The sequence below is a fragment of the Glacieibacterium arshaanense genome (genome assembly GCF_004681125.1).
In the GTDB taxonomy this organism is placed as follows: Bacteria; Pseudomonadota; Alphaproteobacteria; order Sphingomonadales; family Sphingomonadaceae; genus Polymorphobacter_A; species Polymorphobacter_A arshaanense.
Genome location: NZ_SIHO01000001.1, coordinates 423,925 through 441,988, shown reverse-complemented (window position 1 = coordinate 441,988; position 18,064 = coordinate 423,925). Strand labels below are relative to the sequence as shown.

Sequence of the window (18,064 nt, the reverse complement as noted above, 5' to 3'; positions counted from 1 at the left end):
CCGCGTGCCTAAACCGCGCCGCTCTAAAAGTCGAGGATGTGCATCATCATCGGCGCGCCGGTCAGGCTGTCGGAGCCGGCGAGTGCCGACAGCGCCGCGCGCACCTGGCGCTCGACGGCGCTGTGCGTCACCATGACGACGTAAACGCCGCCGTTCGCCGCGACCCCGCGCTGAATCAGGCTTTCGATCGACACGCCGGCATCGCGCAGCGCGGCGGTGATTTCGGCGAGCACGCCGGGGCGGTCGGCAACGGTCAGACGCAGGTAGAAGCGGCCTTCGTGCGCGAGCTGGTCGGCAGGCGGTAGCTTCGACAGACGGGCGGCTGGCATGGCGAACGCCGGGCCGAACTCACCGCGCGCCACATCGATCAGGTCGGCGACCACCGCGGATGCGGTCGGCCCCTCGCCGGCGCCGCGCCCCTGGAACAGCAGGCGGCCGACGAAATTGCCTTCCGCCACCACGGCGTTGAGCGAGCCATCGACATGCGCCAGCGGGTGCTTGAGGCTGACGAGGCACGGGTGGACGCGCTGGAACAAGGCACCACCTTCGGCTGCGGCGAGGCCGATCAGCTTGATACGGAAACCCAGTGCGGCGGCATGGTCGATATCGGCGCTTTCGACGGCGCGGATGCCTTCGCACGCAACATGCGGGAAGTCGACGCGTGCGCCGAATGCGAGGCTCGCCAGAATCGACAGCTTGTGTGCGGCGTCGATGCCGTCGATGTCGAAGCTCGGGTCGGCTTCGGCAAAGCCCAGCCGCTGTGCGTCCGCCAGCACCTCGCCGAACGGCAAGCGCTCGGCTTCCATGCGGGTAAGGATGTAATTGCAGGTGCCGTTAAGGATGCCATAGATGCGTTCGATGACGTTGGCGGCGGCGCCTTCGCGCAGCCCCTTGATGACCGGGATGCCGCCCGCGACCGCCGCTTCGTATTTGAGCGCCGCACCCTTGATTTCGGCGAGTCCGGCGAGTTCAAGGCCGTGGTGCGCGAGCATCGCCTTGTTCGCGGTGACGAACGACTTTCCGGCGTCGAGCGTTTCGCGTGCCAGCGTCAGCGCCGGACCATCGGCGCCGCCGATAAGCTCCACCACGACATCGACATCGTCGCGCGCCGCGAGCTGCGTCGCGTCATCAACCCAGGCAAAGCGCGACAGATCGATACCACGCTCGCGCGAGCGGTCGCGCGCGCTGATAGCGACAACTTCAATCGGCCGGTTGGCGCGGCGTTCGATCAGCGCGGCATTGGTATCGAGAATCTTGATGACGCCGCCGCCGACGGTGCCAAGGCCGGCGAGGCCGACGCGGAGAGGTTGGGTCATGCAACTGTCCTTCACACTAAGCAGCTTCCTTTGCGAGGTCTGTCGCAAAGCGCAAGGGCCGAGCGCAATCGGCGTGTCGGATTGGTGGGTGCGCCGGCTATTTTGCCGCCGCTTGTGGCTCCGAAAAGAACACCACCTTGACCTGCTGGACCGACGGCACGGCGCGGCCATCAACCAGCGCCGTCTTGAAATTGACCAGCGCCGCGACCTGTGCGCACGCCGCCTTGGCGAGCGCGGCGGGCACGCTGCCACCGGCATCGGCGGCGCATTGCAGCAGCTTGCCGTCGCGCGACACCATGACGTCAGCGATCACCGCGAGCGGCGATGCCAGTCCAGCCGGCAGGCGCGCGACATTGACCTCAATATCGGCGTCGTTGGGCTTGGGGTAGCTGGCTTCCAGCGCCTGCATGTCCTTGGCGTTGAACGCGATGAACCACGGCACTGTCTGCTCGTACAGCGCATAGCTTGACTTGCCCTTGTCATCGCGCGCTGGCGTGAACTGGCCGCGCTTGAGCATGATGTCGCAGCTCGCGGCGTCGAGGCTGGCGGTCCCGCTCGAAGCGATGACGAGGCATTCGAACGGCTTGCCTTGCGGCGACACGGTAACGCGAATGCGCGTATAGCCCATCTGCGAATTGTGCGACGCCAGTTGCGGATAGTCCCACGCCGTATAGGGCGATGCGACCAGCTTCGCGGGGGTGATTGCAGCACCGGCGGGTGCTGCCAGAAAGGCGCTCGCCGCCGCCGCCCACAGACTTGCGGCAATTGGCTTCATCGCACCCATCGGTTCCCCTGATTGTTCGGTTAGGCGTCCGTCGCCGCTTGGCAGCTTGCAGGATGTGCTGTGCACATTCAACCATGCTATTGCGCCGGCTCCAGCCTATGCGCAGCGCGTCGCAAAGCGCCGTCGACGCTACTTGGCTGCGGGCTCGGTGATGAAGGCAAGTTTGATCTGCTGAACCGACATGACCGCCACCCCCGTTGGGTCAACCGCCGGCATTGCGTGGCTCAAGGCTTTCGCCTGCACGCAGGCCAGCTGCGCCAATTCAACAGGAACCGCGCCGCCAGCGTCCGCGTTGCAGTCGGCGATCTGGCCAGTAGGCGTGACGAGCACATCGGCGATCACAGCCACAGGTGCCACCAGCCCGGCTGGCAGCGCCGTGACGGTGACAATAATGTCGATATCTGAGGGTTGATTCCGTTCCTCGAACGCGCGGTGATTGGCGCTGCTCAGGCCGAACGACCAACTGACCAACCTGCGGACGACACCGTAAAGCGGTTGCCCCGTGGCGTCCTGCGCAGGTGTGTAGCTGCCACGCGCCAACATCACAGCGCAGCTCGCCTTGTCGAGACTTTCAGTGTCGCTCGAATAAATCACTGCGCAGTCAATCGGCTTGCCCTTCGGTGACACAGTGACGCGGATACGCGCGACACCCATCTCGTCATTGCGCATCGCCGATTGCGGATAGTCACGGGGATTGTAGAGAGCGCCTTTAGGCTGCGGCGCCTGCAACGTCGCTGCAACCAGCGGAGTCGCAATCAAAGCAGCAAACACAAGCGTCGCCGCCAACCCCCGCAGTATTGTCGCAGCGCTCAACCTCCCGTCGCGCCCTTGGCTGGGGTGTTGACGCCCATGCTCTGCAGATAACGCTTCACGCCCTTGGCAGCCTGCCGGATGCGCTGTTCGTTTTCGACCATGGCGATGCGGACATAGCCTTCGCCTTCCTCGCCGTAGCCGACGCCGGGGGCTACCGCGACACCGGCGTGGGTGAGCAGCTGCTTGGTGAATTCCAGTGAACCGAGGTGCGCGAGTGCCGGCGGCAACGGCGCCCAGCAGAACATGCTGGCGCGCGGGGACGGGATTTCCCAGCCGGCGCGGCCGAAGCTTTCGACGAGCACGTCGCGGCGGCGTTGGTAAAGTGCGCGGTTGGCGGCAACGATATCCTGCGGGCCATTGATGGCGGCGACGGCAGCCGCTTGAATCGGCGTGAACGCGCCGTAGTCGAGATAAGACTTGACCCGCGTCAGCGCCGCGATCAGCGTCTTGTTGCCGACCGCGAAGCCGATGCGCCAGCCCGCCATCGAATAGGTCTTCGACATCGAGGTGAATTCGACCGCGACATCCTTGGCGCCGGGCACCTGCAGGATCGACGGCGTCGGGCAGCCGTCATAGTAAAGTTCCGAATAGGCGAGGTCGCTCAGCACCCAGATGTTGTGCTCCTTGGCGAACGCCACGACCTTTTCGTAAAACGCCAGGTCGACGACTTCGGCGGTCGGGTTCGACGGATAGCCGATGACCATGACGCTCGGCTTGGGCACGGTGTACTTGACTGCGCGTTCGAGGCTGTCGAAGAACCCCGGCCCCGGATTGGTCGGGATCGAGCGGATAGTCGCGCCGGCGATGATGAAGCCGAAGGTATGGATCGGGTAGCTCGGGTTAGGTGCCAGCACGACGTCGCCGGGCGCGGTAATCGCCTGCGCGAGGTTGGCCAGGCCTTCCTTCGACCCCAGCGTCACCACGACTTCGGTTTCGGCGTCGATTTCGACGCCGAAGCGGCGGCCGTAGTAGCCGGCTTGCGCCTTGCGGAGGCCGGGGATGCCTTTGGAGGCCGAATAGCCGTGTGCGTCGGGGTTGCGCGCGACTTCGCAGAGCTTTTCGATGACATGCGGCGGCGGCGGCAGATCGGGGTTGCCCATGCCGAGGTCGATGATGTCGTCCCCGCGCGCGCGCGCCGCGGCCCGCATCGCGTTGACTTCGGCGATGACATAGGGCGGCAGACGGCGGATGCGGTAGAACTCTTCGGACATCGACTTGGGCTTTCAGTTCAGGTGGGTAAGTTTCAGGTCAATCGGTTGCAACAGGCACCGCGCGCGCGGCGTTGCATGGCGTTTGCCACATGCGCGCCGCGATTGCGAGCATTTGCCCCGCAAACTGCGGCAGATACAAAAACGCCCGCCCGGCACCGCCATGCGGCACCGGACGGGCGTTGATGGCGTCTACAGCTTACTTGGGCTGCGGTGCGGCCGGCGTGGCGCGCTTGTTCGGCGTCCAGGTGCCGGTCTTGGCATCGCGCTTGTCGGCCTGTTCGCCGGTCATCGCGCGGGCCTGCTGGGCAGCGGTCTGCTGGCAGCTGTCGGTGATCTTGGCGCTGCAATACGGCAGCTTGGGTGCCTCGGCAGGCGGGGTCTGGGCGAGTGCCGGCGCCGACGCCAGAACCGCGGCGACAGCAATCAGTGCAAACTTCATGTTCATTCTCCCGTTCGGGCACCGGCCCTGTCGCACGGTGCAGCGCATATCCTACGACGCCAAGTGTGGTGTCGCCAAGTATAGATTTGACAGTTGCTTGTCTCGACCCTCGCAACCGTCCAGAATGACGGTGCCCCTCTGCCCGAACGACTCCGGAGACACTAAATGACGGCCACCGACCCCGCGGAACCGACACTGCCGGCGCCCGCCGAAACGCTGCAGCGCTGGGGCCAGCTGCTCGGCGAAAGCCAGAAGCTGATGATGGCGTTCATGGCGCGCGAGGCGAGCAAGCCGCCCGCCAACCCCTACCCCGGCGGCCTGTTCGAAGGCTGGGCCGAAATTGCCGGCGCACTCGCCAAGAACCCCGCGAAGTTCGTCGAGCTGCAGACCAAATACTGGACCGACACCGCCAAGCTCTGGCAGGCGTTCGCCACCGGCCATGCGGAGGACAGCCCTGCTGCCGCGATCAAGGACAAGCGCTTCGCCGCCGAGGATTGGTCGAAGCTGCCGGTGTTCGATTTCCTGCGCCAGTCATACCTGCTGACGTCGAACTACATCCTGTCGGGCACCGCCGGCCTCGCCGCCGACACCGAGCTCGATGAGGAAGTCAAGGCGAAGCTGCTGTTCCACACCAAGCAGTTCGTCGATGCATTGAGCCCGTCGAACTATCTGCTGACCAACCCGCAGGTGTTGAAGGCCACCACCGAATCGGGCGGCGCCAATCTGGTCAAGGGCCTCGAGCACATGCTCGATGACATCAAGGCCGGCCGCATGAAGCTGACCGACGAGGACGCGTTCGAAGTCGGCCGCAATGTCGCGATCACGCCGGGCAAGGTGGTGTTCCAGAACCGGCTGTTCCAGCTCATCCAGTATAGCCCGACCACCGCGCAAGTCTTTGAAATCCCGCTGCTGATCTTCCCGCCGTGGATCAACAAATATTACATCCTCGACCTGACCGCCGAAAAGAGCTTCATCCGCTGGGCCGTGGCGCAGGGGCTGACGGTATTCGTCGTCAGCTGGAAAAACGCCGACGCCAGCCTGGCTGACGCCACGCTCGACACCTATGTCGGCGAAGGCCAGATGACCGCGATCAGCAAGGTGCTCGACATCACCGGCGCGCCTGCGACGCACACCATCGGTTACTGCGTCGCCGGCACGACGCTGGCGGCTACGCTCGCCTATCTCAAGGCCACCGGCGCCGACGCCACGGTGCGCACCGCAACGTTCTTTACAGCCCAGGTCGATTTCGAACACGCTGGCGACCTCAAGGTCTTTGTCGACGAGGAAAACCTCGAGAAGATTGAGGCCGCGGCAGCTGAAACCGGTTTCACCGACGGCCGGACAATGGCGACGACGTTCAACCTGCTGCGCTCGAACGACCTGATCTGGAACTATGTCGTCAACAACTACCTGTTGGGCAAGGACTATTTCCCGTTCGACCTGCTCTATTGGAACTCCGACGCGACCAATGTGCCAGCGAAATGGCACCTGACCTATTTGAAGGATCTGTACCGCGACAACCTGCTGGCGAAGCCCGGTGGCATCAGCGTGGCCGGCGTGCCGATCGACATCGATACGGTGACAACGCCGAGCTACATTCAGGCCGGCAAGGAAGACCATATCGCGCCGGCGAAGTCGGTTTACGAAATCACTCGGCATTTCAGCGGGCCGATGCGGTTTCTGCTGGCGGGGTCGGGGCATATCGCCGGGGTGGTCAATCCGCCGGCGGCGATGAAGTACAACCATTGGACGAATGAGAAGTTGCCGGCGACTTTGGAGGGGTTTGTTGCCGGGGCGACCGAGCATAAGGGGAGCTGGTGGCCGGACTGGATCGCTTGGCTGGCGCCGCAGTCGGGGGGCAAGGTTGCCGCACGCGTGCCGGTGAATGTGATTGAGGATGCGCCGGGGAGTTACGTCAAGGAGCGCATTTGACGGCTTAGGATGCCCGGCACGGGCAAAGCCCGCGCTCTTCTCCCCTCTCCCCTTGAGGGAGAGGGCGACTCGCGCTCCAGCGCGGCGGGGTGAGGGGGATGCGGCGGTCGAAGTTGAAGAAGGCAAGTAAGTAAGGGGCGCGGGCAAAGCCCGCACGTCGGACGGGCTCAGCGGCTCGAAAGCCGCTGCCCCGCCGGCCGGCCTTGCGCGAGTCCGCGCCTAAGCCGAAAATTGCTGCGCGATTTTCGGCTTAGGCGCTGGCCGCGCTAGCGGCGCATCCCCGGCATCATCGGCGGCGGCGGCCTGCTACGGTCGCGCCGCGGCAGCTGCGCCTGATACGCCACCAGGCAATGCTCCTCGCAATACGGGAAGCTCGGCTTGCTCGGCTGGCCGCAGAAGTGGAAGTCCGGCTCACCCGGGTGGCCGATCGGCCATTTGCAGACGCGTTCGGACAGGTCGAGCAGCGTCGTCTTCGCCGGCTTGGAGTTGGCGACCACCTTCGTGGCACGGCGCGGCGCGGGCTTTTCGACAGGTGCGGCGAGGACCGGCGCTTCGACGGCTTCGGGCTTGGCACGCGGTGCGGCGGGCGACTTGGCGGCGGGTGCGGCCGCGACGGCCTCGACAGCTTCGCCCTCGCCGCCCTTGACCGGCGACGGCCGCGCCTGCAACCCGAGCCGGTGTGCCTTGCCGATGACGGCGTTGCGGCTGACGCCTTCGCCCAGTTCCTCGGCGATCTGGCTGGCGGTCTTGCCGCCTTCCCAGCCCTTGCGCAGCGTCTCAATTCGTTCGTCGGTCCACGCCATTCTCTATGTCTCTCTCTGTTCACCGGCGCTTGCGAGCCATGCATCTGCCGGTCTATGGCAGTTGCATGTCCGAACTTTCCCCGATTGCGCCCCCGTTGGCCCCGACTTCCGACGGCCACCAGTTCCGCCACCGCGAACCGGGCGAGATGGTCATCCCGTCGGTCAACTGGCAAGGCCTGAAGACCCTCTATTTGAAGGAAGTAAGGCGTTTCTTCAAGGTGCAGCTGCAAACCATCTGGGCACCGGCGATTACCACGCTGTTATTCCTCGTTATTTTTGCCATCGCGTTGGGCCGTGCCAAAACCCAGGTGCTCGGCGTGCCCTATGCGGACTTCCTCGCGCCCGGCCTGATCGTCATGGGCATGATCCAGAACGCCTTCGCCAATTCGATGTCGTCGCTGCTCGTCGCCAAGGTCCAGGGCTCGATCATCGACGTGCTGATGCCGCCGCTGTCACCCGGCGAACTGCTGGTGTCCTGGGTGGCGGGCGCCGTCACCCGCGGCTGGCTGGTCGGCATTGCGGTGTGGCTGGCGATGGCGATTGCGCCGGGCGTCGATGTCGGCGTCGCGCACCCGCTCGCGGTGCTGTATTTCGGCACGATGGGCTGCGTCATGCTCGGGCTGATCGGCGTGTTGACCGGCATCTGGGCCGACAAGTTCGACCACGGCGCCGCGATCACCAACTTCGTCATCCAGCCGCTGACGCTGCTGTCGGGCACCTTCTACGCCATCGACCGCGTCAACCCGACGATGGCCATCCTCAGCCACGCCAACCCGTTCTTCTATGTCATCGACGGCTTCCGCTTCGGCTTCCTCGGCGCCGCCGACGGGCTGCTGCTGCAGGGCGCGCTGGTGCTGCTCGGCGTCAATATCGTGCTGTGGTGGGCCAGCTACCGCGTCATCAAATCGGGATGGCGGCTCAAGGCGTGAAGCCCGCGCTGGCAGCGGCGCTGCTGCTGCTTCTCGGCGCCGCCGGGCCGCTCGACAGCTATGTTCAGCCCGGCAGACTGGTGGCGCTACCCGACGGCCGCCACATCAACCTGCGCTGCACCGGCACCGGCAGCCCGACCGTCATATTGGAGGCCGGCTTCCAGGCGTGGAGCTTCGCCTGGGACAGGATCCAGCCGGCATTATCGACACTTACCCGCACCTGTTCATATGACCGCGCAGGTCTGGGCCTCAGCGATCCGGCGCCGGGCCCGCGCGACGGACTGGCACAGGCGCGCGATCTTGCCGCCACGCTCAAGGCGGCCAAAATCGCCCCGCCCTACATCCTCGTCGCGCATTCGGCGGGGGCGATGACGGCGCGGCTGTTCGCCGACCTGCAACCAAAAAACGTCGTCGGCATGGTGCTGCTCGACCCGTCGGTCGAGGGCCAGTTCGATGGCCAGCGCGCGCAGGTCGCCGCCACCGTGGCGCGCTATGACGCCTGCGCGGCGGCAGCGGCGCGCCGCGAACTGCCGTCAAAGCTGCCCGAGCTGTCACGCTGCAATTCGCCCGCCAAGGCGGCACCTTCGGCGTTCGACAAGCAGGTCGCGGCGCTGATGCTGACGCCGGCGTATTGGAAGACGCTGGCGCGCGAATATGCCGCGATCGCCGGCGCGACCACCGACCAGCTCCGCCGCGGCCGGCAAAGCTACGGCAAAATGCCGTTGGTCATATTGACGCCCGGCGGTACCGGCCCGCTCACCGAACAGGCGCAAGCGCAACTGGCGGCGTGGATGGCGGCGCATGACGCGCTTGCGGCAAAATCGAGCGCCGGCAGCAACGAAATGGTGCTGGGCAGCGGCCACCTGCTGATGCGCGACCAACCCGACGTGGTCATCGAAGCCGTCACCAACATGGTCAAGGCGGCGCGCTAGCGCGCCAGCACCGCCGCCGCCTCGTCGGCCATCGTCTGGAGCAGCGCCCGGTCCATGCCGGCACGCGCGCGCACGGCAAGGCTGTGGATCGTCGCCGCGACAAGCGGCGCCCGCCGCGCCGGATCGATGCCCAGTGCCAGCTTGCCCTCGACCCGCGCACGCTCGAAACGCGCCGCGACCAGCGCATCCATCGCACCGAGCACCTCCGCCAGCTTGGCACGAATGACCGGATCTTCCACCGACTCGGCGGTCGCCGTGCAGACGATAAGGCAACCGCGCGGTCCAATCGGCCCTTCCAGATAGACATCGGTCGCAGCACGCAGCACCGCGCGCAGCGCCGTAGACAGATCGGGCTCGGCATCGAGCAACGCGCCGACCTGCGCCGCCATGCCCTGGCCGACGCGGTCGAGCGCCGACAGGTAGATCGCGTGCTTGTCGCCGAACGCCGCATACAGGCTCGGCCGCGCCAGTCCGCTGGCGCGCGCCAGATCATCGACCGACGTCGCGCCGTAGCCGCCCTGCCAGAACGCATCGATCAGCTGCGCCATCGCCGCATCGGCATCGAAGCTGCGCGGGCGACCACGCGGGCGCGCTGCGGGGGTCAACATATTTGTGTACTGATTTGCATGAAATTCCTTGACCGACTCAATTTAATGCGAAATGGTATAAATATCAACAACACCTTGGGAGACCCGCCATGCGCCTGTATTTCGCCCCGCTCGCCTGCTCGTTCGCCTCGCGCGCCACGCTTTATGAACTTGGGTTGGACGCCGACTATAGCCAGGTCACGCTGATGACCAAGACGCTCGCCGACGGCAGCGACTTTTTCGCTATCAACCCCAAGGGCCAGGTGCCGGCGCTCGCTACCGATGACGGCCGCGTCATCACCGAAAGCCCCGTCGTGCTGCAATATCTCGCCGACCTGCGCCCCGAGGCCGGTCTGGCACCGCCGCGCGGCAGCGCGCAGCGCACCGCGCTTGAGCAATGGCTCAACCTGCTGTGCTCGGAGGTCCACAGCGCGGTGTTCGTGCCGATGTTCCACCCCGCCTCGACCCCCGACGCCAAGGCGTTCGCCAAAATCCGCCTGCAGCCCAAGTTCGACCTGCTCGAACGCCACCTCACTGGCCGCGACTATCTGATCGACAGCTTCAGCATCGGCGACATTTACCTGACCACCATGCTCGGCTGGTGCGAGCCCGCCGGCATCGACCTCAGCGCCTGGCCGGTGCTCGCGGCGTTCCGCGACCGCATCCGCGCCCGCCCCGCCGTCGCTCGCGCGCTCGGCGACGAACTGGCGCTGCGTTGACCCTCCCCCTCCCCCGGCGCGCGACGCGCCGGGGGGTTCGCTAGGGGTTGAGAAGCCTTCCCAGACTCGCTAAAGGCGCATCATGGACGGGCGGCCAATGGGGCCGCCTTTTTGCGTTGGTGCAAGCCCGCCGGAGTTGAAGCCATGGCCATTACCCCCCTGATGCCCGTTTACGGTCGTTGCGAAGTCGAACCCGTCCGCGGCGAAGGCTGCTATCTGTTCGACGCCGACGGCAACAAATGGCTCGACATGGCCGCCGGCATCGCCGTCAACGCATTGGGCCACAGCCACCCGCACCTGATCGGCACCATCCAGAAGCAGGCCGCGACGCTGATGCACGTGTCGAACCTCTACAAGGTCCCGGCCCAGGCGCATCTGGCGGAACGTTTGGTGGGGCTGACCTTTGCCGACACGATGTTCTTCACCAACTCGGGCGTCGAGGCGATCGAATGCGCGGTCAAGACCTGCCGCCGTCACCAGTTCGTCGAAGGCCACCCCGAAAAATACCGCATCGTCACCTTCTCGAACGCCTTCCACGGCCGCACGATGACGGCGATTTCGGCGACCAACCAGGAAAAGATGCGCGGCGGTTTCGAGCCGCTGCCCGACTGGTTCACCGTGCTGCCGTTCGATGATTTGACCGCGGTCGAAGACTTCATGAACGGCCCGCTGGCCGATAGCGTCGGCGGCTTCATGGTCGAGCCGATCCAGGGCGAAGGCGGCGTGCGTCCGGCCTCGAAGGCCTTCCTGCAGGGCCTGCGCGACCTCGCCGACAAGCACGGCGCACTGCTGATTTTCGACGAAGTCCAGTGCGGCGTCGGCCGTACCGGTCACCTGTTCGCCTATGAATATTTCGGCGTCACGCCCGACATCATGACAATCGCCAAGGGCATCGGCGGCGGCTTCCCCGTCGGCGCCTGCCTCGCCACCGAAAAGGCCGCGAGCGGCATGGTCGTCGGCACGCATGGTTCGACCTATGGTGGCAATCCGCTCGGCATGGCGGCGTGCGAAGCGGTGCTCGATGTCGTCGCCGAGCCGGCGTTCCTCGAAAACGTCCGCACCATGGGCGACCGCCTGCGCCAGGCGCTCGAGCAGATGATCCCCAACCATGACGATCTGTTCGAAGACGTCCGCGGCGTCGGGCTGATGCTCGGCATCAAGATGAAGTCCGACAGCCGCGCCTTCGTCAACTACGCACGCAGCCATGGCGTCCTGACGGTCGCGGCCGCCGACAATGTCGTGCGCATCCTGCCGCCGCTGATTATCGACGAAAGCCACATCCGCGAATGCGTCGAAAAGCTGTCGGCAGCCGCGTCGGCATACCAGCGCCCGGCGGCAGCGTAAGGCGATGCGCCACTTTCTCGACCTTGCCGGCGCCGGTCGCGCCGGCCTGCGGGCGATTCTCGATGACGCGCATGCCCGCAAGGCGGCACGTAGCGGGAAACCCAAAGCACTGCCCGACGCCGATGCACCGCTGACCGGCAGCATGCTGGCGATGATCTTCGAAAAGCCGTCGACGCGCACGCGCTTCAGCTTCGATCTCGCGATGCGCCAGCTCGGCGGCAGCACGATCATCACGGCGTCCGGCGACACCCAGCTCGGCCGCGGCGAAACCGTCGCCGACACATCGCGCGTGCTGTCGCGGATGGTCGACGCCATCATGCTGCGCACCGGCGACCACGCCGTCATCGAAACGATGGCGGGCGCCGCGACGGTCCCTGTCATCAACGGGCTGACCGACCTGTCGCACCCTTGCCAGGCGATGGCCGACATCATGACGGTCGAAGAACGCCTTGGCCGCCCCGTCGAAGACACCTGCTGGGCCTATGTCGGCGATGGCAACAACATGGCGCACTCGCTGATCGAAGCCGCCAGCGTGCTGGGATTCGAACTGCGCCTTGGTTGCCCGCACGGCTATGACCCCGATCAGGCGGTCGTCGCCACCGCTAGCGCGCGCGGCGGCCACATCGAACTGGTGCGCAGCGCCAAGGCCGCTGTCGAAAACGCCCAGGTCGTCGTCACCGATACCTGGGTGTCGATGGGGCAAAGCGAAACCAAGGACAAGATCGCCGCGATGACGCCGTTTCAGGTGACGCCGCTGCTGATGGCGGCCGCAGCCCCCAGCGCAGTGTTCCTGCACTGCCTACCCGCGCACCGCGGCGAAGAAGTGCTCGACGCGGTCATCGACGGCCCGCAGTCGGCGGTCTGGGACGAAGCCGAAAACCGCCTGCACGTGCAGAAATCGATCCTGCTCTGGTGTCTGGGCAAGATTTGAGCGCGGTGAAGCACCCGACCGACACGCTCGCCCCCAGCGCCGACCGCGCGCTGGGCTTCAGCGTCACCAGTCGCAACGCGCGCGGCCAGATCGTGCGGCTCGACACCAGCCTCAACGCCATACTGTCGGCGCATGACTATCCGCCCGTACTCGCGACGCTGCTTGCCGAAGCGCTGCTGCTGACGACGTTGCTCGGCGCGACACTGCGTCCCGACGCGAAGTCGGGCGCCACCGGCGACGCCGGGCAGATGACGCTGCAGGCGCAAAGCACCGGCGGCGCCGTCGACCTGCTGGTCTGCGACTATCACGCCGGCGCGCTGCGCGGTTACCTGCGCTTCGATGCCGAACGTTTCGCGGGGCTCGAAGCCTCGGGCGCGACGCTCGACCTGCCGGCGCTGTTCGGCGAGGGCCATCTGGCAATCACGCTCGACCCGACCGCTGCCGCCGAACGCTACCAGGGCATCGTCGCGCTCGAAGGCGCGTCGCTGACCGACGCTGCCATCAACTATTTCGCCCAGTCCGAACAATTGCCGACGCTGATCCGCCTCGGCATCAGCGCCCCCGATGCCGCCACAGGCCGCGGCTGGATCGCCGGCGGGCTGCTCGTCCAGCATCTGGCACGTGCCGAATCGGGCGCCGAACGCCTCGATGTAGCGCCGCAGCACCCAGACTGGCAGCATGTCGCAATCCTCGCCGGCACCACGACCGACGCCGAACTGACCGACGTCACACTGCCCGAAGAGTCGCTGCTGTGGCGGCTGTTCAACGAGGACGAAACCCGCGTCACCCCCGCCCCGACACCGGTGCGCGGCTGCCGCTGCTCGATCGCGCACATCACCGACGTCCTGCGCCGCTTCCCCGAAGCCGAGCGTGTGCAGATGCGCAGGCCCGACGGCCACATCGGCGTCGATTGTGCGTTTTGCGCCAAGACCTTTGCGGTGGTCGCCTGACCATGACCGCCCCGCTCGCCGTCGTCCTGCTGTCGGGCGGACTCGACTCCACCACCGTGGCCGCCATCGCGCGCGAACGCGGCTACCGCATCCTGGCGTTGACCATCGACTATAACCAGCGCCACCGCATTGAATTGCAGGCCGCCGCCAGTGTTGCCGCCGCACTCGGCGCCGAGCGTCACATCGTGCTGCCGCTCGACCTGCGCGGTTTCGGTGGCTCGGCGCTGACCGCCGATATCGATGTACCCAAGCTCGGCGTCGAACCCGGCATCCCCGTCACCTATGTGCCGGCGCGCAACACGATTTTCCTGTCGGTGGCGCTCGGCTGGGCCGAGGCTGCGGGCGCGTTCGACCTGTTCATCGGCGTCAATGCGCTCGACTACTCCGGCTATCCCGACTGCCGCCCCGAATTCATCGCGGCGTTCGAAAATCTCGCCAACACCGCGACCAAGGCCGGCGTCGAAGGCACCGGCCACTTCACCGTCCACGCCCCGCTGGCAGCAATGACCAAGGCCGATATCGTCCGCGAAGCCGTGCGACTGGGTGTCGACCTGTCGCACACCTGGAGCTGCTACGACCCGACCCCCGAAGGCCGCCCGTGCGGCCAATGCGATTCGTGCCGGCTGCGCGCCAAGGGCTTCGCCGACGCAGGGGTGACGGACCCCGCGCTGTGACCTACGCGGTCAAGGAACTGTTCCTGACGCTGCAGGGCGAAGGCGCGCAGGCCGGGCGGCGCGCGGTGTTCCTGCGCTTTGCCGGCTGCAACCTGTGGAGCGGCCGCGAAGCCGATCGCGCCACCGCCGTCTGCCGCTTCTGTGACACCGATTTCGTCGGAACAGGCCCCGACGGCGGCAAGTTCAAGACTGCGCAAGCGCTCGCCGATGCCGCCGCCGCCTCCTGGGGCGCTGCGCGCGAACACAGTCTGATTGTCTGCACCGGCGGCGAGCCGCTGCTCCAGCTCGACGCACCGCTGATCGACGCGCTGCACGCGCATGGGTTCCGCATTGCGGTAGAAACCAACGGCACCATCGCCGCGCCGCCGGGCCTCGACTGGATCTGCGTCAGCCCCAAGGCCAATGCCCCGCTGGTCCAGCGCAGCGGTCAAGAACTCAAACTGGTCTATCCGCAGGCCGAACCCGAAGCGCAACCCGAAGCCTTCACCGATCTGCCGTTCGACCACTTCTTCCTGCAACCGATGGACGGCCCCGATGCAGCAGCCAACACGCAGGCGGCCATTGCCTATTGCCTCGCCCACCCGCGCTGGCGGCTCGGGCTGCAAACGCACAAGCTGACGGGACTACGCTAAACTTGGCAGTGGTTGGCAAAACCGCAGCAAGTAGCCGTCGGGATCCTGTACCAGAAATTGGCGCTGACGATGAATGGCCGTCGCCTGCACGTAAGCGCAATCTTCCAGCGGACGGAACAGCGCAACCTGTGCCGCAACCAGCCGGTCTCGAATTGCAGTAACGTCGGCAACTTCGATTTGCAGGTTGATGCCACGCCCGGACGGATAGCGTCGCTCGGCGGTGGCCCAGTCCTCGCTGGTCGCGTCAAGCATTAGTTCGGCAGCGCCAAGTTCAAGGTACGCGAAATTCAGGCGCGTGAAGCGCACCGAGCACCCGATCAAATTGCAATAAAACGCCAGACTTGTTTCAAGGTTGCTAACCGTCAGCTCAGGGACGAGCGTGGCCCAGCGCTGGCTATTCCGCATCATCCGCGGCCGCGGTAGCCCGGCACGCCCTGGTCAGGAATCCACACGTTCGCGGGCGGCGGGCCGCTCTGCCAGAAGACATCGATCGGGATGCCGCCGCGTGGATACCAATAGCCGCCGATGCGCAGCCACTTGGGCGCCATTTCGGCGAACAGGCGCTGGCCGATGCCGACGGTGCAATCTTCGTGGAACGCCGCATGGTTGCGGAACGCGCCGAGAAACAGCTTGAGCGACTTTGATTCGACGATGGTCGCCGCCGGCACATAATCGATGACGATGTGCGCAAAGTCGGGCTGGCCGGTGACCGGGCACAGCGAGGTGAATTCGGGCGCGACGAAGCGCACCAGATAATCGGTGCCGGCGCGCGGATTGGCCGGGTAGTCGAGCCGTGCCGCCTCGGGCGAGGCCGGCAAGCGGCTGTTCTGGCCCAAATGCTGCAGACCGCTGGGGTTTTCGTCGTTCATGGTGCTTGGCCGTAGTAACCTGCGGCGTTTTCGTCAAACTGCGAACATGACAGCGGCGCTTTGCCTCGCTATGTCAGGGCACAGAATAAAACTCCAATATCGATTCAAGGAATCGCCCACATGACCCCGTTGGTAACGACCGAATGGCTGGCCGCCGAACTTGGCAAGAGCGACTTGCGCATCATCGATGCGACGATGCTCCCCGCCGATTCGGGCCGCAACGCCAAGGCCGAATTCGAAGCCGCGCACATTCCGGGTGCCGTATTCGTCGATATCGAAGAGCTTTCGGACACGTCGAACCCGCTGCCGAACATGTTGCCGCGCCCTGAAAAGTTCGCCAGCCGCATGCAAGCGCTGGGCTTGGGCGATGGCAGCCGCATCGTCGTATACGACAATTCGCCGTTCAAGAGTGCCGCGCGCATGTGGTGGATGCTCGATGTGTTCGGCGCGCATGACGTGGCGATCCTCGATGGCGGTCTCGCCAAGTGGCAGGCCGAAGGTCGCAGCCTCGAATCGGGCAAGCCGGTCATCCGCCACCGCCATTTCACGATCTTCGAAGAGCCGGCGCTCGTCCGCAACATGGCGCAGATGACCGAAAATCTGAAGACCAAGGCCGAACAGGTCATCGACGCGCGCTCGCCTGCCCGCTTCGCCGGCACCGAACCCGAGCCACGCGAAGGCATGCGCGCCGGCCACATCCCGGGATCGCGCAACCTGTTCTACGCCAATCTGTTCAATGCCGATGGCACCTGGAAGCAGGGCGACGCGCTGCGCGCCGAGTTCGATGCCGCCGGTGTCGACCTGAAGAAGCAGACTGTCGCCACCTGCGGCTCGGGCATCACCGCCGCCGTGCTGGCGTTCGGCGCCGCCGTGCTCGGCGAGAAGAAGGTCGCGATCTACGACGGCTCCTGGTCGGAATGGGGCAGCTCGGCGACCGCACCCGTGGTCACCGGCGCGGCCTAAGGGCTTGGCCGTCGACAACGGCAAGGACAAGGCACCGGCGACCCGCCTCGCCGAGGCCGGCCGCCGTGCCGACTGGACGCGGCCACCGGGTGCCCGCGCGGGTATCGTCAACCCGCCGGTCTGGCATGCCTCGACGATCCTGTTCGATAACCTCGCGGCGCTCGACGCCGGCATCGCGGCGCCCGACGCCGGACTTTACTACGGCCGCCGCGGCACGCCGACGAGCTGGGCGCTCGAGACCGCGCTGACCGAGCTCGAACCCGGTGCCGCGGGCACCTGCCTCTACCCGAGCGGCGTCGCGGCGATTGCCGCCGCATTGCTCAGCCTACTCAAGGCCGGCGACCATCTGCTGGTGACCGACAGCGCCTATGAACCGACGCGCAGCTTCGCCGACCGCACGCTGCGCGACCTCGGCATCGAAACCACCTACTATGACCCGCTGATCGGCGCCGGCATCGCTGCGCTGGTCCGGCCCAACACCCGCGCCATCCTGCTCGAAAGCCCCGGCTCGCTGAGCTTCGACGTACAGGACGTGCCCGCCATCGTCGCGGTCGCCCGCGCGCGCGACATCGTCACCGTGCTCGACAACACCTGGGCGACGCCGCTGCTGTTTCCGGCCATCGGCCACGGCATCGACATGAGCGTACAGGCGCTGACGAAGTATGTTGCCGGCCATAGCGACGTGATGATGGGCGCGGTCACCACCACCGCCGCGCACTATCCGAAGCTGCGCAGCGCAAGCTACCGGCTCGGCTACTGCGTCGGGCCCGATGACGCTTACCTGACCTTGCGCGGCCTGCGTACGCTCGGCGTTCGGCTGGCGCAGCAGGGCAAGTCGGCGCTGAAGATCGCGCACTGGCTCGCCGCGCATCCGGCGGTCGAGCGCGTGCTGCATCCGGCGCTGCCCGGCTGCCCCGGCCATGACCTGTGGGCGCGCGACTTCACCGGCGCCTCGGGGCTGTTCGGCTTCGTGCTCAAGCAAGGCAAGCGCAGCCAGACCGCGGCGCTGATCGACGACCTCGACCATTTCGGCATCGGCTTCAGCTGGGGCGGCTTCGAAAGCCTGATCCTGCCGTCGAACGTCGCGCCGATCCGCACCGCGACGCAGTTCGAAGCGCCCGGGCCACTGTTGCGTCTATCGATAGGGCTCGAAGACCCTGACGATCTGATCGCCGATCTGGCCGCCGGATTGGAGCGCTATCAGGCACAATTCTAGACAACCCTGGGGAGGGACTT

General features: G+C 66.1%; 20 protein-coding genes. 11 read left to right on the top strand and 9 right to left on the bottom strand.

Annotated elements, in window-relative coordinates; genetic code table 11:
- Positions 1–23: 23 nt before the first annotated feature.
- The 5 genes from EUV02_RS02065 to EUV02_RS02045 all read right to left on the bottom strand — a co-directional run bounded on the left by EUV02_RS02065 (position 24) and on the right by EUV02_RS02045 (position 4,563).
- The gene (locus tag EUV02_RS02065) at positions 24–1,316 is read right to left on the bottom strand and encodes a homoserine dehydrogenase (protein ID WP_135244556.1); all 1,293 of its coding nucleotides are present in this window, start codon (positions 1,314–1,316) and stop codon (positions 24–26) included.
- A 97-nt stretch (positions 1,317–1,413) separates the two neighbouring features.
- The gene (locus EUV02_RS02060) at positions 1,414–2,091 is read right to left on the bottom strand and encodes a TonB family protein (RefSeq protein WP_166430459.1); all 678 of its coding nucleotides are present in this window, start codon (positions 2,089–2,091) and stop codon (positions 1,414–1,416) included.
- 138 nt (positions 2,092–2,229) lie between these two features.
- Positions 2,230–2,886: a TonB family protein gene (locus tag EUV02_RS02055; protein WP_135244554.1), complete on the bottom strand. Its 657-nt coding sequence runs from the start codon at positions 2,884–2,886 to the stop codon at positions 2,230–2,232.
- A 23-nt stretch (positions 2,887–2,909) separates the two neighbouring features.
- Positions 2,910–4,124 (bottom strand): LL-diaminopimelate aminotransferase, encoded by a 1,215-nt coding sequence (locus tag EUV02_RS02050; RefSeq protein ID WP_135244553.1) that lies wholly within the window; start codon positions 4,122–4,124, stop codon positions 2,910–2,912.
- A 196-nt stretch (positions 4,125–4,320) separates the two neighbouring features.
- A complete protein-coding gene (locus EUV02_RS02045) occupies positions 4,321–4,563 on the bottom strand; it encodes a hypothetical protein (RefSeq protein WP_135244552.1) in 243 nt (80 codons plus the stop codon).
- A 165-nt stretch (positions 4,564–4,728) separates the two neighbouring features.
- On the opposite strand from EUV02_RS02045, the gene EUV02_RS02040 reads away from it, so the two are divergent.
- Positions 4,729–6,495 carry a PHA/PHB synthase family protein gene (locus EUV02_RS02040; protein WP_135244551.1) on the top strand — a complete coding sequence of 589 codons (1,767 nt, stop codon included), beginning with the start codon at positions 4,729–4,731 and terminating at the stop codon, positions 6,493–6,495.
- Between the two features lie 266 nt (positions 6,496–6,761).
- On the opposite strand, the gene EUV02_RS02035 is transcribed toward EUV02_RS02040, so the two are convergent.
- Positions 6,762–7,298 carry a GcrA family cell cycle regulator gene (locus tag EUV02_RS02035; RefSeq protein WP_135244550.1) on the bottom strand — a complete coding sequence of 179 codons (537 nt, stop codon included), beginning with the start codon at positions 7,296–7,298 and terminating at the stop codon, positions 6,762–6,764.
- A gap of 146 nt (positions 7,299–7,444) precedes the next feature.
- Between EUV02_RS02035 and EUV02_RS02030 the strand changes: the two genes are divergently transcribed.
- Both EUV02_RS02030 and EUV02_RS02025 read left to right on the top strand, forming a co-directional pair.
- A complete protein-coding gene (locus EUV02_RS02030; protein WP_135245339.1) occupies positions 7,445–8,227 on the top strand; it encodes an ABC transporter permease in 783 nt (260 codons plus the stop codon).
- Positions 8,224–9,159, top strand: coding sequence for an alpha/beta hydrolase (locus EUV02_RS02025; protein WP_166430458.1), 936 nt, complete (start codon positions 8,224–8,226; stop codon positions 9,157–9,159). Before EUV02_RS02030 ends, EUV02_RS02025 begins: the two co-directional genes overlap by 4 nt.
- Here EUV02_RS02025 and EUV02_RS02020 read toward each other — a convergent pair.
- Positions 9,156–9,767, bottom strand: coding sequence for a TetR/AcrR family transcriptional regulator (locus EUV02_RS02020; protein ID WP_135244548.1), 612 nt, complete (start codon positions 9,765–9,767; stop codon positions 9,156–9,158). The two genes, EUV02_RS02025 and EUV02_RS02020, sit on opposite strands and share 4 nt — an antisense overlap.
- 89 nt (positions 9,768–9,856) lie before the next feature.
- Here EUV02_RS02020 and EUV02_RS02015 point away from each other — a divergent pair, with 89 nt between their 5' ends.
- From EUV02_RS02015 to queE, 6 genes are all read left to right on the top strand, one after another.
- Complete coding sequence (locus tag EUV02_RS02015) at positions 9,857–10,465, top strand: glutathione S-transferase N-terminal domain-containing protein (RefSeq protein WP_135244547.1); 609 nt, start codon at positions 9,857–9,859, stop codon at positions 10,463–10,465.
- A gap of 144 nt (positions 10,466–10,609) precedes the next feature.
- On the top strand, positions 10,610–11,809 hold the full coding sequence (locus EUV02_RS02010; RefSeq protein WP_135244546.1) for an aspartate aminotransferase family protein: 1,200 nt from the start codon (positions 10,610–10,612) through the stop codon (positions 11,807–11,809).
- A gap of 4 nt (positions 11,810–11,813) precedes the next feature.
- A complete protein-coding gene (gene argF / locus EUV02_RS02005) occupies positions 11,814–12,740 on the top strand; it encodes an ornithine carbamoyltransferase (RefSeq protein WP_135244545.1) in 927 nt (308 codons plus the stop codon).
- Positions 12,741–12,745: 5 nt separating this feature from the next.
- Complete coding sequence (locus tag EUV02_RS02000) at positions 12,746–13,690, top strand: Hsp33 family molecular chaperone HslO (RefSeq protein ID WP_135244544.1); 945 nt, start codon at positions 12,746–12,748, stop codon at positions 13,688–13,690.
- A gap of 2 nt (positions 13,691–13,692) precedes the next feature.
- Positions 13,693–14,364 carry a 7-cyano-7-deazaguanine synthase QueC gene (queC, locus tag EUV02_RS01995; protein ID WP_135244543.1) on the top strand — a complete coding sequence of 224 codons (672 nt, stop codon included), beginning with the start codon at positions 13,693–13,695 and terminating at the stop codon, positions 14,362–14,364.
- Positions 14,361–14,996, top strand: coding sequence for a 7-carboxy-7-deazaguanine synthase (queE, locus tag EUV02_RS01990; RefSeq protein ID WP_135244542.1), 636 nt, complete (start codon positions 14,361–14,363; stop codon positions 14,994–14,996). Before queC ends, queE begins: the two co-directional genes overlap by 4 nt.
- Here queE and EUV02_RS01985 read toward each other — a convergent pair.
- Positions 14,988–15,404 carry a bleomycin resistance protein gene (locus EUV02_RS01985; protein ID WP_207790088.1) on the bottom strand — a complete coding sequence of 139 codons (417 nt, stop codon included), beginning with the start codon at positions 15,402–15,404 and terminating at the stop codon, positions 14,988–14,990. The two genes, queE and EUV02_RS01985, sit on opposite strands and share 9 nt — an antisense overlap.
- Complete coding sequence (queF, locus tag EUV02_RS01980) at positions 15,401–15,865, bottom strand: preQ(1) synthase (RefSeq protein WP_135244541.1); 465 nt, start codon at positions 15,863–15,865, stop codon at positions 15,401–15,403. The genes EUV02_RS01985 and queF overlap by 4 nt, the downstream gene beginning before the upstream one ends.
- A 120-nt stretch (positions 15,866–15,985) precedes the next feature.
- Between queF and sseA the strand changes: the two genes are divergently transcribed.
- Both sseA and metC read left to right on the top strand, forming a co-directional pair.
- Positions 15,986–16,828 carry a 3-mercaptopyruvate sulfurtransferase gene (sseA, locus tag EUV02_RS01975; protein WP_135244540.1) on the top strand — a complete coding sequence of 281 codons (843 nt, stop codon included), beginning with the start codon at positions 15,986–15,988 and terminating at the stop codon, positions 16,826–16,828.
- Positions 16,829–16,832: 4 nt separating this feature from the next.
- Positions 16,833–18,044 (top strand): cystathionine beta-lyase, encoded by a 1,212-nt coding sequence (gene metC / locus EUV02_RS01970; protein WP_135244539.1) that lies wholly within the window; start codon positions 16,833–16,835, stop codon positions 18,042–18,044.
- Positions 18,045–18,064 lie beyond the last annotated feature (20 nt).